The organism is Salinicola sp. DM10 (assembly GCF_017306975.2).
Lineage (GTDB): Bacteria > Pseudomonadota > Gammaproteobacteria > Pseudomonadales > Halomonadaceae > Salinicola.
The window spans coordinates 503,803-517,698 of sequence record NZ_JAFLEN020000003.1; the positions used below are offsets into that span (position 1 = coordinate 503,803).

11 protein-coding genes are annotated in these 13,896 nt (G+C 60.4%); 6 read left to right on the forward strand and 5 right to left on the reverse strand.

The annotated features are described in order from the left end of the window. Window positions 1–191: 191 nt before the first annotated feature. The 4 genes from hpaE to J0A90_RS13865 all read right to left on the reverse strand — a co-directional run bounded on the left by hpaE (window position 192) and on the right by J0A90_RS13865 (window position 5,205). Window positions 192–1,826: a 5-carboxymethyl-2-hydroxymuconate semialdehyde dehydrogenase gene (hpaE, locus tag J0A90_RS13850; protein ID WP_233076791.1), complete on the reverse strand. Its 1,635-nt coding sequence runs from the start codon at window positions 1,824–1,826 to the stop codon at window positions 192–194. A gap of 293 nt (window positions 1,827–2,119) precedes the next feature. Next, window positions 2,120–2,398: a hypothetical protein gene (locus J0A90_RS13855; protein ID WP_207036789.1), complete on the reverse strand. Its 279-nt coding sequence runs from the start codon at window positions 2,396–2,398 to the stop codon at window positions 2,120–2,122. A gap of 29 nt (window positions 2,399–2,427) precedes the next feature. Continuing rightward, window positions 2,428–3,732 (reverse strand): FAD-binding oxidoreductase, encoded by a 1,305-nt coding sequence (locus J0A90_RS13860; RefSeq protein ID WP_207036791.1) that lies wholly within the window; start codon window positions 3,730–3,732, stop codon window positions 2,428–2,430. A 39-nt stretch (window positions 3,733–3,771) separates the two neighbouring features. After that, window positions 3,772–5,205, reverse strand: coding sequence for an APC family permease (locus J0A90_RS13865; protein WP_207036793.1), 1,434 nt, complete (start codon window positions 5,203–5,205; stop codon window positions 3,772–3,774). 310 nt (window positions 5,206–5,515) lie between these two features. Here J0A90_RS13865 and J0A90_RS13870 point away from each other — a divergent pair, with 310 nt between their 5' ends. Next, complete coding sequence (locus J0A90_RS13870; RefSeq protein WP_207036795.1) at window positions 5,516–6,130, forward strand: TetR/AcrR family transcriptional regulator; 615 nt, start codon at window positions 5,516–5,518, stop codon at window positions 6,128–6,130. Between the two features lie 50 nt (window positions 6,131–6,180). Here the strand turns inward: J0A90_RS13870 and J0A90_RS13875 are convergent, their stop codons facing one another. Then, the gene (locus tag J0A90_RS13875) at window positions 6,181–6,567 is read right to left on the reverse strand and encodes a 5-carboxymethyl-2-hydroxymuconate Delta-isomerase (protein WP_207036797.1); all 387 of its coding nucleotides are present in this window, start codon (window positions 6,565–6,567) and stop codon (window positions 6,181–6,183) included. A gap of 422 nt (window positions 6,568–6,989) precedes the next feature. Between J0A90_RS13875 and J0A90_RS13880 the strand changes: the two genes are divergently transcribed. From J0A90_RS13880 to J0A90_RS13900, 5 genes are all read left to right on the forward strand, one after another. Continuing rightward, entirely contained in the window at window positions 6,990–8,867 is a 1,878-nt protein-coding gene (locus J0A90_RS13880) for an FAD-binding monooxygenase (protein WP_207036799.1), read from the forward strand. 268 nt (window positions 8,868–9,135) lie between these two features. Further along, the gene (locus J0A90_RS13885; protein WP_233076792.1) at window positions 9,136–10,323 is read left to right on the forward strand and encodes a TRAP transporter substrate-binding protein; all 1,188 of its coding nucleotides are present in this window, start codon (window positions 9,136–9,138) and stop codon (window positions 10,321–10,323) included. Next, a complete protein-coding gene (locus tag J0A90_RS13890; protein WP_207036802.1) occupies window positions 10,320–10,826 on the forward strand; it encodes a TRAP transporter small permease in 507 nt (168 codons plus the stop codon). The genes J0A90_RS13885 and J0A90_RS13890 overlap by 4 nt, the downstream gene beginning before the upstream one ends. Next, complete coding sequence (locus tag J0A90_RS13895; RefSeq protein WP_207036803.1) at window positions 10,823–12,139, forward strand: TRAP transporter large permease; 1,317 nt, start codon at window positions 10,823–10,825, stop codon at window positions 12,137–12,139. Before J0A90_RS13890 ends, J0A90_RS13895 begins: the two co-directional genes overlap by 4 nt. 265 nt (window positions 12,140–12,404) lie before the next feature. Continuing rightward, window positions 12,405–13,748, forward strand: a complete 1,344-nt coding sequence (locus J0A90_RS13900) for an alginate export family protein (RefSeq protein WP_233076793.1) — start codon at window positions 12,405–12,407, stop codon at window positions 13,746–13,748. The last annotated feature ends 148 nt before the right edge of the window (window positions 13,749–13,896 follow it).

A 13,896-nucleotide genomic window follows, 5' to 3' on the forward strand; every position in this document is an offset into this window, starting at 1 on the left:
GATGCGTTAGGGAAACGCTGCATAAATGCCTGCGCGAGCGAATCGCCGCGTTGCGTGGTACTCGAACACTCGCCTAACCCCATGTTATGTCTCGTGTTCTGTGTTCCATGCGCCTTGCGCTTCATCTCGCTCGTCGATTTATTCAGCGCTTCCTTAGGCAGGGCGGTATACGCCGCCCTGTGGCCGTTATGTCACCCGAGCTTCGGTACTTTGTGGGGCTTGCGCGGAAAGGAGACATTGACGGTCTCCATATAGAAGTCGAACGACCAGTCGCCTCCGTCGCGACCTATGCCGGAGGCCTTCACGCCGCCGAACGGTGACTCCAGGTGGCGAACGTTTTCGGAGTTGACCCAGATCATCCCGGCTTCCAACTCATCGGTCATGCGCATGGCGCGGTCGAGATCGTTGGTCCAGAGATACGCGGCCAGACCATACTGTGTATCGTTGGCCAGGCGCAGAGCTTCCTCTTCGTCCTTGAACGAAATCGCGGTCAGGACCGGGCCGAAGATCTCTTCCTGGGCCACCGTCATGTCGTTGCGGGCATGGGTGAACAGCGTCGGGCGGACGAAGCAGCCTTCCTCGCCGATCTTTTCACCGCCGGCGGCAATGGTGGCGCCTTCTTCACGCGCCTTGTCGAAATACGACAGCACCTTCTCTTCATGCTCGGGGTGAATCAGCGGACCGACCACGGTTTCGGGGTCTAGCGGGTGGCCGACTTTCACACCGTTGGCGATGTCCGCCACGCGACGAGTGACTTCCTCGTAGATGCTCTCCTGCACCAGCAGGCGCGATGACGAGGTGCAGCGCTCGCCGTTGAGGGAATAGATCATGAAAGTGGCAGCGTTGACGGCGCGTTCGATATCGGCATCGTCGAATACGATGACCGGATTCTTGCCGCCCAGCTCGAAGTGGAAGCGCTTTAGCGTCGGCGCGGCCTGAGCCATGATCAGCTGGCCGGTGCGGCTCTCACCGACAAAGGCGATCGCCTTGATGCCGGGGTGTTCTGTCAGGGCGCGGCCGGCGTCTTCGCCAAAGCCGTTGACCAGGTTCAGGACGCCCTTGGGCAGCCCGGCCTCTTCGGCGATTTCGACCAGCAGCTTGGCGGTCATCGGCGAGAACTCGGCCGGTTTGTGCACCACCGTACAGCCCGAGGCCAGTGCCGGGGCGATTTTCCAGGTCGAGAGCATGAACGGCGTGTTCCATGGCGTGATGACGCCGATCGGCCCCAGCGGGCGCTTGGAAGTCACGTTCATCTGCGTGTCGTTTCTGAGGGAAAGCCCATCCTCTGCCTGCGGTGCCCGGTCAGCGAAGAAGCGGAAGTTGGCCGCGCCGCGAATGGCCGCCTTGGACATGAAGCGCAGTGCCTGACCGGTGTCCATGCACTCGGTAAAGGCGATCTCTTCGGCGCGGGCCTCGATGGCTTCCGCCACCTTGATCAGGATGGCGCGGCGCTCCTTGCCCGGCGTCTTGCTCCAGGTCTTGAACGCTCTTTCGGCAGCGGCGACGGCACGGTCGATGTCGCTGGCATCGCTCTTGGCGACCTTCGCGAGTGGCTTGAGATCGACCGGAGACAGTGTTTCGAAGGTCTTGCCCGAATCGGCTGGCACAGACTCGCCATCGATATGATTCAGTACGCCACCTTCACGGAAGCGGGATAGGTAGCCTTCGGCGCGGGACCGGTTATCGCTGAACGTGCTCATGATGCTCCTTCCTTCACTCGTTGCCCGTAGCGTCGGGCGTGTCTGTAGGGGCTTTTCCAGCTCAGGTGCGGCACGCTGCGGCGTCTCTCCCCGCACTCGACTTTCGTATAACGCCTTCAAAGCCATCTCGTTAACATATTAACGTTATAGGTTGTCATGTTAATGAAGTCAATGCTCGACGCTACGCGTCAGGACGTTTCGAGAAGCGGCGTGGGGGCGTACACGGCCAGGTGGGCCAACATGCCTTTACCTTGTAGCGGGTGGCGCGGCGTGTCGGAGAGCCAAGGCGACCGTGGCATGAGACGTGGCAGGGGCCGCTGGCAGGCAGGCTCCGAACCGGTTGGCCCGCATCGGCCTGTTACGGTCCTCGCCTCATGCCATCGCCGCGCAAACGGTTCGTTAGAGGGGCTGGGCTTCTATCAGTGCACCAGCCGTCCATTGGTCTTGGGTCGTGGCATGGTCTCTGGCCAGAGGTCGTCGCGGGCGGCCTCCCGCGATGCGGGCTTCTTGCGCCGGCTCAGGTCCGAAAACTCACCCACGGCGTGCATATCGGCCCCCGACACCTCGGCGTCGGGTAGGTCACTATCAGATAGGTAGATATCCTGAAGAGCCCCGACAGCATCTTTACTGCTCCAGAGCCGAATCAGTTCATCGAGCTTCTGTTCTATCAGCGTTTTTATCGAAGGATCGCTTGCCATGCAGGGCCTCCCAGACAGGGACCGTCGCTCTAGCGGGTGCCTTTTCTGTACCCGGCCATTTGGTGCGTCACCTTACCCAGCGTGCAGATGAGGTGCCTGAAGTGTTCCTTGCCAATCACTCTTCTACGGCGAATGGAGCGCATGATGTCCCAGTGCCTCGAGCCGCCCGTCATACCGTCGGCCACGACTCGACTGATGACATGGCTCGGGGTCACACCGAACCCGGAATAGCCCTGCACGAAGAAGACGTTATCGTGGTTCGGCAGAGTGCCGATTTGCGGGAACAGGTTGGCCGTGCACTCCATTGGTCCGCCCCAGGCAAGGTCGATCTTGACGTCCTTCAGGTAGGGGAAGATGTTCAGCATGGCCTTTCTGTTATGTGCCTTGAGGTCTTGAGGTATGTGTTCCACGAAGTGCGTGGCCGTGCCGAACAAGAGGCGGTTTTCATTGGTGACACGGTAGTAATCGATGACCGGGCGTATGTCGCTGAATGCCCCGCGTATTGGGCTGATGGTCTCGATGAGCTCGTCGGACAGCGGCTCGGTGACCAGCTGGAATGCGTAGGTGCTGATGATCGTCTTGTGAAGGTTGGGTTGCAGCTTATTGATGAATGCGCCGCAGGAAAACAAGACTTTCTTGGCCTTTATGGAGCCCTTGGCCGTTCTGACCGTCACCGTCGGGCCATATTGCAAGTCCAGGACCGGCGTGTACTCGTATATTTTCCCACCGAGATTGCAGAAGGCCTTGGCTTCGCCGAGGAGCAGGTTGAGGGAATGGATATGACCATTGCCCATATGCATCAGCGCACTGCCATAGGCATCCGAACCCACGATGTTCTTGACTTCGGAGCCCTCGAGATAGGCTATCTCCTGATTGGGCGTGATCTCCTTGAGCTCCTTTTCCATGGCCTGAAGCGTCTTGGCCTGACGCGAATTGAAGCCCAGGTAGCCATAGCCGTGGCGAAAATCGGCATCGATGTCATATTGTCGAATGCGCTCTTGAATCGTTGCCGATCCCTGGTCGCTGATTTCGAAAATGGCCTTGACACCTTCGTCCCCGACATCTTTGCGGATTTTTTCCAGGTCATGGCCGATGCCGGCCATGACGTGACCGCCGTTGCGACCGGATCCGCCGAAGCCCAGATAGTTGGCCTCTAGCAGGACGACGTTTTCGACACCGCGTTCTGCGAGCTCCAGCGCGGTATTGACGCCGGAAAATCCGCCGCCGATGATGACGACTTCTGCATCGATATCGCCCTCGAGATCCGGATAGTGGGTCTCATACTTTTTGGTCATCGTGTAGTAAGTCGAAGGCATTTCCACGGATAGCATCATGCACCTCTCTTCTGATGTTTTTATCGAATGAGTGATAGCTCAGACCGTTCCGGAAATGCTGGCTTTCTGTTTATCCTGAACCAGATAACGATAGGCATAGAGCAATAGGGACAAGAACAAGATGCCGATACCCGTCAAGACTTCCTTGGCGCCACCGTAGCCGGCAATGTCGGCCGAGGTAGCCCCAACCATGATGACGATGCCGGTAAAGAGGCTGAGCACCCAGGCCAGGGGAATCCAGCCTTTGCCGAGGCGAACGGGCCTCTGGTGATCGGGCAGGTCCTTGCGCAGCCAGAGAAAGCCGGTCAGCGCAAAGAAGATGGCAAGCAGATAGCCCAGATTCGCGGTAACCAGAATCGCGATGGGCGATGCGGAGACGACGATCATCAGGAGGTTGAGCACCACCGCAACCGTCATGCAGCGGCCGGGGACCTGATGCTTGTTCAAAGTGCCCAACTGCTTGATCGTAATACCTTCTATCGCCATCCCGTACAGCGCACGCGAGCCATCCGCCAGGGCGGCATTCAAGCCCATGAACAGGCCTACCAGCAGCATGCTCACGAAGACGCTGCTGTAACCGACGCCCAAAACATCATTGAAGGCGCCGATATAGAACCCGAATGGGTCCTTGGCCGCGACGGTTTGATCGACCAGGCCGCCGATACCGAAGGCGACGGCGGCAAATACCAGGACGGTATAGAGCCCTGACGTGAGCAAGGAAAGTCGCATGTCTCTCTGCGTGCGGTATTCCGGGCCGAAGGCAGCGCACATTTCGGTTCCGTAGGTGCTCCAGCTGACGAGGAAGAACCAGACGAGGATGATGCGCACCGCCGACCATCCCGAAAGCGAGTGCTGTTCGGCGTCGAGGAATCGGTGGATGCTCCAGCCGTCACCGAATATCGGTGCGAGGGAGAGAATCACGATGGGGATGAGCAGCAGGGCGCCCATATACTTGGACAATGAGGCCGCCAAATGCACACCGCGGCGGTTGATCTGCCAGAAAATGACGATCAGGGCAGCGCCGATGAGCTGTGGGATGCCGATCTCCAAGATGCCCAGGGTGAAGTGCCAGTCAGCGTTCGGGAACCACTGGGCTTGCATCAGTGACCCAGCGCTGACACCGATGATGGAAAGAACGGAGGACCAGCCCATCCAGTATCCGAAGGCTGCCAGAGGGCCGACGAAACGGTTTCGCCTGCGCCAGCCCTCTACGGCGATCATGGCGATGCCACCGGGTTTGTCGGGGAACATGGCCGTGACTTCCAGGAATATCCAGTTTTGACAGGCGCCGATCGCTGCAGAGCCTGCCCAGACGATGAGCGCCCACACTGGCCCCAGCAAGCCCAGGGCATACCCGAATGAGGCAAAGATGGAGCCCGATACCGCCATGGAAAGGGCGAACGCTTCGGTCCACTTCAAGGTGGCCCGCATTTGTGAACTATCGCCGGTTGTCGCTGCAGCATTCTTTGTCATTTTTCAGTCTCTATGTTACCGATCTGAATGTCACCGATCTGAATGTCGCCGATCTGAACTTGTTGTGTTGCGCCTGTCACTCCGTCGTCATCTCACCCGTGTTCGTCACCGATAGGGGATGTGGTACCTCTGGACCATGTGCCTGGGCTTGTACCCGCTGATTGCCGTCACGTTAATTAGCGTTGATAATGGCCTGGTGATTCTCTATCGGTCAGTAGACCGATAGCGATTGTTGCGCCAGCCTAGAGCGCCATCAATTAGACCTTCGTCTTTGGTCATTAACTTATTAATGTTGAAAGGTTTCCTACCGATGAGCAGTGTCGAAGACAAGAAAAGACGCGTCAGGAAGACCCGCGAGGAGAGGCGGTCTGAGATCCTCGATGCCGCCACCAAGGTGTTCGTCGATGAAGGGTATGCCGAGCTAACGTTGCGGCGTATTGCCAAGGAAGTGGATATCCGCCTGAGTACGGTGCAGCATTACTTCGAATCTCGTGAATCGATCATAAAGACTCTGATATACAACCGTGTTCAGACCTATTTGAGTAACCATGCTGCGTTGAAGGAAGAGGTTACGGGGAGTGGTGAAGACAAGGTTCGCGCCATCTTCAAATCCCTTGTCGAGGATAGTTTGAATGTCGAAACGTGTCGTTTCTTCACGCAGATGTGGGCGATGGGATTTCAGAGTGACATTTTTCGAGATCAGCTGTTCGAGATGTACGATTGCCACCGGGAAGACATCGCGGAGGTCATCGCCTTGGTGAGGCCCGATCTGAGCCCGACCGAGCGCTTCCAGAGGGCCACCATGATTTCGTCGATGATCGAGGGCTCTCTGATTCATTTGGGCGTCGGTCTACCGTCCGATGACAGGCTGAACGGAGTGCGCGAGAGGATGCTAGAGGTCTTGGTGAATCTGGCCAAGACCTGATGGTTGCGCCCAATGGGGGCATCGGTGACCCTCTCAATGGGACATGGTGCTCACTGCTTGGACAATCGGGCATGAATCGGTGTGTCTTTCCAGCTCAGCGCGGCATCGATTTCGCGAATTTCCAAAGACAGGGCGAAATGCGGAGTGGCAAGCGGGTCGGCGAGCACGCGCTGCACGGCCGCGAACAAGCGCTCGCCGGCAGCCTTGAGATCGCTCTGGGCGCGACCGCTGCCCACGCTCAAGGTCATGGCCAGAAACTCATTGTCAGGGTGGTCGTCGGCCACGATGCAGTAGTCGGCGGCAAAGGCGCGGATGCGAATGCCGGCCAAGGGAAACAGCGCCGATTCGCTCATCACCTGGTGGGCGGCACGGCAGACTTCGCGCACGTCGACGTGGCGCTCGAGCCCGGGTGAGTATTCGATATGTAAATGGGGCACGGCGTCCTCCTTGGTAGCCTGGTCTTTCTGTCGGTCTCTTTCTGTCGATCTCTTCCTGCTGGCACCTTTCTATTAATTTATTAATGAATGGCATATGTCCTTATGTCAAGCACTGCGTCTGGTCATTTCGTCCCCGCCGGAGCGATGTCGTAGCGCCTGCGGCGTGGCCGCATTAGACGGTGTCAGCGCTACATCGTTCATAGATTAACGATTTGGTGTGGGGCTCGAGCGGCATGCCGACCAAGGTAGGGTGGGTATCTGTGAAAAGTACAATCGAGTCTGTGTAAAACACATCCTCATTGGATTCGATGGTCTTCAGCATGGAGAGCGTCCTGGCTTCCGAGCGCGCACAGGCACGCTTGCCGAGCGGCGCGTATACCGAGCGCCCAGCCGAAGCCGACCCGATCAATGAGGAGACGATCATGCAATTTCATCACTACGGCTATGTGTCCGGCGATCCCCGTGTTCAGCCCGCGCTCGGCGAGGGTCTCGATCGGCCCGAGGCGCTGCCCGACGAGGTAGACGTCCTGATCGTGGGCACCGGACCTGCCGGCATGATCATGGCCGCCCAGCTCTCGCAGTTCCCCCACGTCCGCACCCGCATCGTCGAACGCCGCCCGGGACGCCTGGAAATCGGCCACGCAGACGGTATTCAGGCGCGCAGCGTCGAGACCTTCCAGGCATTCGGCTTTGCGGGTCGCATCACCGCCGAGGCGTATCGCATCACCGAGATGGCCTTCTGGAAGCCGGATCCGGCGCGACCCGATCACATCATCCGCACGGCACGCGCGGCCGATGATCCCGAGGGCATCAGCGAATTTCCACATTTGATCGTCAACCAGGCGCGTGTGCTCGACTATCTGGCCGAGTCCGCGGTCAATGGGCCGGCGCGCATTCGTCCGGATTTTGGTATCGAGTTCAAGGGCCTGGAGTTCGATGATCAGAGTGACTATCCCGTCAGTGTGACACTCAGACATGTGGCGGGGCCGGAAGAGGGCCGTGAACGTACGGTGCGGGCCAAGTATGTGGTCGGCTGCGATGGTGCGCGCAGTGGCGTGCGCAGCGCGATCGGCTGCACGCTGAGGGGCGACCAAGCCAACCACGCCTGGGGCGTGATGGACGTGCTGGCGCGAACCGACTTCCCCGATATCCGTACCAAGTGTGCCATCCAGTCGCATTCCGGCGGCAGCATCCTATTGATCCCGCGCGAGGGCGGGCACCTGTTTCGCATGTACGTCGACCTCGGCGAGGTGCCGGCGGATGGCAGCAATGCCGTGCGCAACACGCCGATCGAGCAGATCATCGCCAAGGCCAACGAGATTCTCACGCCTTATACCCTCGATGTGCGAAACGTGGCGTGGCACAGCGTTTACGAAGTCGGCCACCGGCTGACCGACCGCTTCGATGACGTCGAAGACCCCGATACCGGTCGCTTGCCGCGAGTCTTCATCACGGGTGACGCCTGCCACACCCATAGTGCCAAGGCCGGCCAAGGCATGAACGTCTCGATGCAGGATGGCTTCAATCTCGGCTGGAAGCTCGGCTACGTGCTCTCGGGCCGCAGTTCCGCCAGCCTGCTGTCGACCTACTCCGCCGAGCGCCAGGTGGTGGCCAAGAACCTGATCGATTTCGACAAGCAGTGGTCGACGATGATGGCCAAGCGCCCGGAGGAGTTCGAAAACCCCGGCGAACTAGAGGAGTTCTACACCCGTACCATCGAGTTCCCGGCGGGCTTCATGACCGAGTACGCGCCCTCCATGATCACCAATGGCGCCGAGCATCAGGCGCTCGCGACTGGCTTTCCCATCGGTAAGCGCTTCAAGTCGGCCATGGTCTCGCGGGTGTGTGATGGCAACCCGTTACAGCTCGGCCATCAGGCCAAGGCCGATGGGCGTTGGCGCCTTTACGTGTTCGCCGACGCGGCCAACGCCGATGGCGCATCGAAAACGCGAGACCTTGCCGAGTGGCTGACGCAGGCGACCGACTCCCCGCTCAATGCGGCGTTCCCGACCGGCACGTGGGTCGACTGGTTCGACGTCAAGGTGATCTATCAGCAGCGTCATGAAGACATTGCCATTCAACAGGTGCCGAGCGTCTTCAAACCCGAAGTAGGGCCGTTCGCGCTGGAAGATCTCGAAAACGTGTTCGGCGTGGCGCCCGACCAAGACATCTTCGATGTCCGTGGCGTCGACCGTGACGGTGCCCTGGTGGTGGTTCGCCCCGATCAGTACGTGGCGGATGTGTTGCCGCTGTCGCACGTCGAGCGACTCTCAGAGCTGTTTTCGCGCCTTCAGGCATGAGCCGAACGAGCATCGCCCGCGACGTTGTCACAGCCGGTAGGCCTGCGGTCACCGGCCAAGCTTGCGCTCCCAGGGGCGGTACAGGCCTGTGGCTGTCGCGATGCGAAAAATGCCATTCGAGTCAGTGCCATGGGCATGCGGTCGTTGATACGGACCCAGCGCTTTCATGCATCAGCGCTTTCATGCATCAGCGCTTTCATGCATCAGCGCTTTCATACATCAATGGATTGGGTCCGCGCATGTTCGCTGATTGGCAAAAGGTGATCGCATGACGATATCCATCAGACGCGGCGTGCTGAAAAACGCTCGGACGACGCTGCTGCTCGGGGCCTGCCTGGTCACGGGGATGTCGAGCCCTTCGGCCTCGGCAGTGACGACGCTGCGGATCGCGCACTTTCTACCGGCGGTCGCCAACGCGCAACGCCAGGTGCTCGACCCCTGGTGCGATGAGCTCGAAGCGCGCTCCGGCCATGAAATTCGCTGTCAGATCTACCCCTCGATGCAGCTCGGCGGCATTCCTTCTCAGCTGCCCGATATGGTGCGCCATGGCGTGGTGGATATCGCCTGGACAGCGCTGGGGTATTCGGCGGGGCGCTTTCCCCGCTCCGAGGCGCTGGAGCTGCCCTTCATGCTGCCCGCCGGCGGGGTCGCGGGCAGCCGTATTGCCTGGGCCTTCAGCCAGGGGCCAGCGCGGGCGGATTTCGACGACTATCACCTGCTGGCCATTCAGAGCGATGGCGGCGCGGTCTTCCACACGCGCCATACCGCCATCCGTGACATGGCCGACATGGCGGGGCTGAAGCTGCGCTCACCGACGCGCATGGCCTCTCGGCTCATCGATGCCCTGGGGGGCTCGGCGGTGAGCATGCCGCCAGCTCAGATCGCCGACACGCTCGCCAAGGGCGTGATCGATGGTGCCTCGGCTGGCTGGGAGGTCGTGCCACCGACCAAGCTCGATGAGGTCACTCGCTACCACACCGAATCCGGCGCGCATCAGGCCACGCCGACCGTGACCGTGCTGGCTTTGCTGATGAACAAAGAAAGCTATGCGCGGCTGCCCGACAAGTCGCGCAAGGTGCTGGACAGCCTGAGCGGCGAGGCTCTGTCGCAGCGCTTCGGCCAGGCCTGGGACGACGCCATCCTGCCGGTCAGGGCGCGCCTCGCCAATGACCCCGAACATACCGTCATCGCCCTGGACGACGACGCCTATCGCAGTATGAGAGAGGCCACACAAGGCGTCACCGATGCGTGGATGGCGTCGCGTGAGCGGGGGCTCGATCGGGCTGCGCTGGTGCGCTCGCTCGAAGCCATGGTGACGTCGATGGCGCCAGCGTTGCGTCAGGTTTCAGCGTCGCATCAGGTTTCAGCGTCGCATCAGGTTTCAGCGTCGTATCAGGCGCCAGCGTCGTATCAGGCGCCGGCTGGGCAGAACGACGCGCGCAGGGAGGGGCCATGAGAACACTGCTGCAGCGATTGGCCGTCGGGCTGGCGCTGGTAGGTGGTGTCCTGCTATTGGCCGCTATCGCGTTGTCGCTGGTCTCGATGCTGAGCCGGAGACTCTGGGCGACGCCCATCACGGGGGACATCGAGCTCCTACAGATGACGATGGCCGTGGTAGTGGCCTGTTTTCTGCCGCTGTGCGAAATCCGTGACCGCCACATTCGTGTCGATATCATCGCCACCTTGCTGCCGCGCAGGGCCAACCGCGTGCTGCTGGCGATCTCGCATCTGGCGCTGGCTGCGATCTGTGCGCTGCTGACCTGGCGTACGGGGATGCTGGCATTGGACAGCTTCGCTTTCCATGCCCAGAGCGTGCAGCTCGGTCTGCGCGAAGGGGTATTTCAAGTCGCCATGCTGCCCGGCATCGCCCTGATGGGTCTGTGTGCGCTTTATCAGAGCCTATATCGACTCACCCATGACGAGGTACCCGCCGTGATCGAAGAGGAGGCGGCTCAATGAACGGACTTGCGATGGGGGCCGTCGCCTTTGGCGCCATGCTGGTGCTGCTGGGATGCCGTCTGCATGTGGGCGTGGGCATGCTGTTGGCTGGTGCCCTGTGCTATCTCCTAGTCTACGGTGGCGATACGCACGCGCTACTATATACCCTCAATAATCTGGTCTACGCACGCTTCTCGAGCTATGACCTGGCGGTGATCCCCATCTTCGTTCTGATGGGGCAGTTCGCGATTCACGGTGGGCTTTCCTCGACGCTCTTTCGCACCAGTGCCAAATGGATTGGCCACTGGCGAGGCGGGCTTGCGATGTCGGCGGCCGGCGCTTGCGCCGGGTTTGGCGCTATTTGTGGCTCTTCGCTGGCCACCGCCACCACCATGAGCCAGGTCGCTTTGCCCGAGCTCGAGCGTCACCGCTACAGCCAGCGCCTGGCGACCGGCACGATTGCCGCGGCGGGGACGCTGGGCATTCTGATTCCTCCCTCGGTACCGCTGATCGTCTACGCCGTACTGACGCAGACCTCGATCGCGACCCTGTTTCTGGCGGCGGTGCTGCCGGGCCTACTGGCGGTAGCGGGCTATCTTGCGGTGATCCGGCTGATGGCGATGCGCACCATGAGCGACGTCGAAGCCTCGCCACGCTATAGCTGGGCCGAGCGATTGGCCAGCCTGCGCGAGATCGCGCCGGTGCTGGTGATCTTCTGCGTGGTCATCTTCGGGCTCTACGGCGGCTGGGCGAATCTGACCGAGGCCGCCTCGCTCGGCGCGGCGGCCTGCGGGGTCTATGCCGTGTGGCGCGGTATGCGCTGGGCAGGATTCTACAAGAGCCTGGTCGGGACGGCGGAAGCCAGCGCCATGATCTATCTGGTGGTGATCGGCGCCGATCTCCTCAACAGCGGGCTGGCGCTGGGGCAGATGCCGGCGGCGCTGGCCGATTGGATACTGGGTAGCGGTCTGACGCCGGTGGCGGTGCTGCTGGTGATTCTGGCGATCTACCTGGTGCTGGGCTGCATGATGGATTCTTTGTCGATGATTCTGCTGACCATCCCGATCTTCTTTCCCATCATCATGCAGTTGGAGCTGTTCGGCCTGACCGGGCCAGAAAAGGCGATCTGGTTTGGGATCGTCGCGCTGATGGTGGTGGAAATCGGCCTGATCACCCCGCCGATGGGGATGAACCTGTTCATTGTGCAGAAATACAGCCACGGCACGTCGCTGGCCACGGTCAGCCGCGGCATCGTTCCGTTTCTCGGGGCCGACATGTTGCGTATCGCCATCATCGTTTTCGTGCCGGCGCTGTCGCTGGTGTGGCTGGGGTAGCGCCCAAGAACACGCTTGTGTTTTTTCGATCTCCCTTTCGACCGGCTTCGCGCCGGTTTTTTTTGTCGGCGCAACGGACGGCAGCGCCGAACAGGTTTTCGTCAAGGGCAGACAAGAGTGGCGGGTGGCGGCTCGCTAGCCTGTCGTCAGAAGGCCGGTACGCCAGGCGCCTTCGCCATCACGGTAAATAGCATCACCAAGACAAGCATCACCACGACAAGCATCACCACTTATAAGCACCACAATAACAAGGGATGACTGATCCATGACCACCTCACGCTACAGCCCTCTGCTGCCGCGGCTTGCCGCCGGTACCGTCCTTACACTGTCGATGTGTGGCAGCGCTTCGGCACTCGAGCTCTACAAGACGGCGGACACCACCGTCAGCCTCAACCTCAGCGGGATGGCTGGGGTGTCTCATAGCCAGAAGGGCTACGCGCAATCGGAGACGGCCGAAGCGAAAGGACGTGACTGGCAGGATGGGTTCGTCAAATACGGACTCGGCCTCACGCATACCCTTTCTCCTATGGGCGCTTCGCTTTACGCCAACGTGGCCTGGGTTTCCAGCGCAACCTGGGGGCAGGGCGATGCCGCGGGGTTCACCACGGGTGACGAGCGGCGCACCCATATCGAAGATCTCGTCGTGGGCTGGAAATCCGGCGACCTGTTTCCCGCCTTGGGTCACGACGGTATCGATATCTCCTACGGTCGTCAGTACATTCAGGTCGGCGATGGCTTCTTGATCTCGGGTGATTCGCTCAGCTTTGGCCGGGGCGTAATCGATGGTGAGCTGAATCGCGGTGGCGCCTACTATCTGGCTCCGCGGCAGTCCTTCGAAAAGACGGCCGTCTTGAGGCTCGGTGGCGACCAGGGTTGGCGGGGCGACTTGATGTGGCTGAAATCCGGTAATCCGGGGCAGGCGAAACCCGAGATGGCGGTGGGTTCAGTGGAACACGTGACCGATGACGATACGTTCGGGGCAACCTACATCAAGGTGCTCGACACCGATGGTGACTTCGCGTTCCTCTACCCCGATCGCAAAGATACCAAGGTCTATAGCCTGTACGGCCATGGCAATGCCGGGGTCGAGAACCTGTTTCTGTCGGCTCAGTACGCCTATCAGAACAAGGGCAACGACGACAGCGAGAACGCCTGGTATCTGGAAGCGGGCTGGAAGTTCAGTGAGCTGACCTGGTCACCCTATGTGAGCTATCGCTTCAGTCGTTTCTCCGAAGGCTATGACCCGCTGTTCTACGGCAACGGCCGTGCGCTGGGAACCTGGTTCCAGGGGGAAGTGGCGGCCAACTATGCAGGGCCGTTCTCCACCAACACGCGTGTTCATCAGGTCACGCTGTCGCTGACCCCCACCGAGAATCTGAGCCTGGGCGTGATGGCTTACCTCTTCGATACCCTCGACACCGATCAAGGGCGCAATCTCGATGCCAACGAGATCGATCTCTACGGCACCTGGACGATCAATGACCATTGGTGGGTGATGCCGATACTGGGGCGCTACAACCCGGATGTCTCGGCAGACAACGGTGGTTCGCAGCTCGGCGACAGCGGTACGAACTACTACTCCCAGTTGCTGGTCGGCTTCAATTTCTAGCTCGAGTTCCAGCACTCGGCAGCCAGCGTCATGTGTCCGGCAGAGCGAGGCAAGCGCCGCGTCTGCCGGGCGCGTAGGCTCGGTGCATATTAGCTTGCGGCGCTATTGGCGCTGCCGTTGCTGAATTCGCGTATGCGCAGGAGGTTGT

Excerpts from the sequence above, each read along its gene's own strand:
- hpaE (WP_233076791.1), bottom strand. The coding sequence starts at position 1,826 with ATGGCTTTGAAGGCGTTATACGAAAGTCGAGTGCGGGGAGAGACGCCG.
- J0A90_RS13855 (WP_207036789.1), bottom strand. The coding sequence starts at position 2,398 with ATGGCAAGCGATCCTTCGATAAAAACGCTGATAGAACAGAAGCTCGAT.
- J0A90_RS13860 (WP_207036791.1), bottom strand. The coding sequence starts at position 3,732 with ATGATGCTATCCGTGGAAATGCCTTCGACTTACTACACGATGACCAAA.
- J0A90_RS13865 (WP_207036793.1), bottom strand. The coding sequence starts at position 5,205 with ATGACAAAGAATGCTGCAGCGACAACCGGCGATAGTTCACAAATGCGG.
- J0A90_RS13870 (WP_207036795.1), top strand. The coding sequence starts at position 5,516 with ATGAGCAGTGTCGAAGACAAGAAAAGACGCGTCAGGAAGACCCGCGAG.
- J0A90_RS13880 (WP_207036799.1), top strand. The coding sequence starts at position 6,990 with ATGCAATTTCATCACTACGGCTATGTGTCCGGCGATCCCCGTGTTCAG.
- J0A90_RS13885 (WP_233076792.1), top strand. The coding sequence starts at position 9,136 with ATGACGATATCCATCAGACGCGGCGTGCTGAAAAACGCTCGGACGACG.
- J0A90_RS13890 (WP_207036802.1), top strand. The coding sequence starts at position 10,320 with ATGAGAACACTGCTGCAGCGATTGGCCGTCGGGCTGGCGCTGGTAGGT.
- J0A90_RS13895 (WP_207036803.1), top strand. The coding sequence starts at position 10,823 with ATGAACGGACTTGCGATGGGGGCCGTCGCCTTTGGCGCCATGCTGGTG.
- J0A90_RS13900 (WP_233076793.1), top strand. The coding sequence starts at position 12,405 with ATGACCACCTCACGCTACAGCCCTCTGCTGCCGCGGCTTGCCGCCGGT.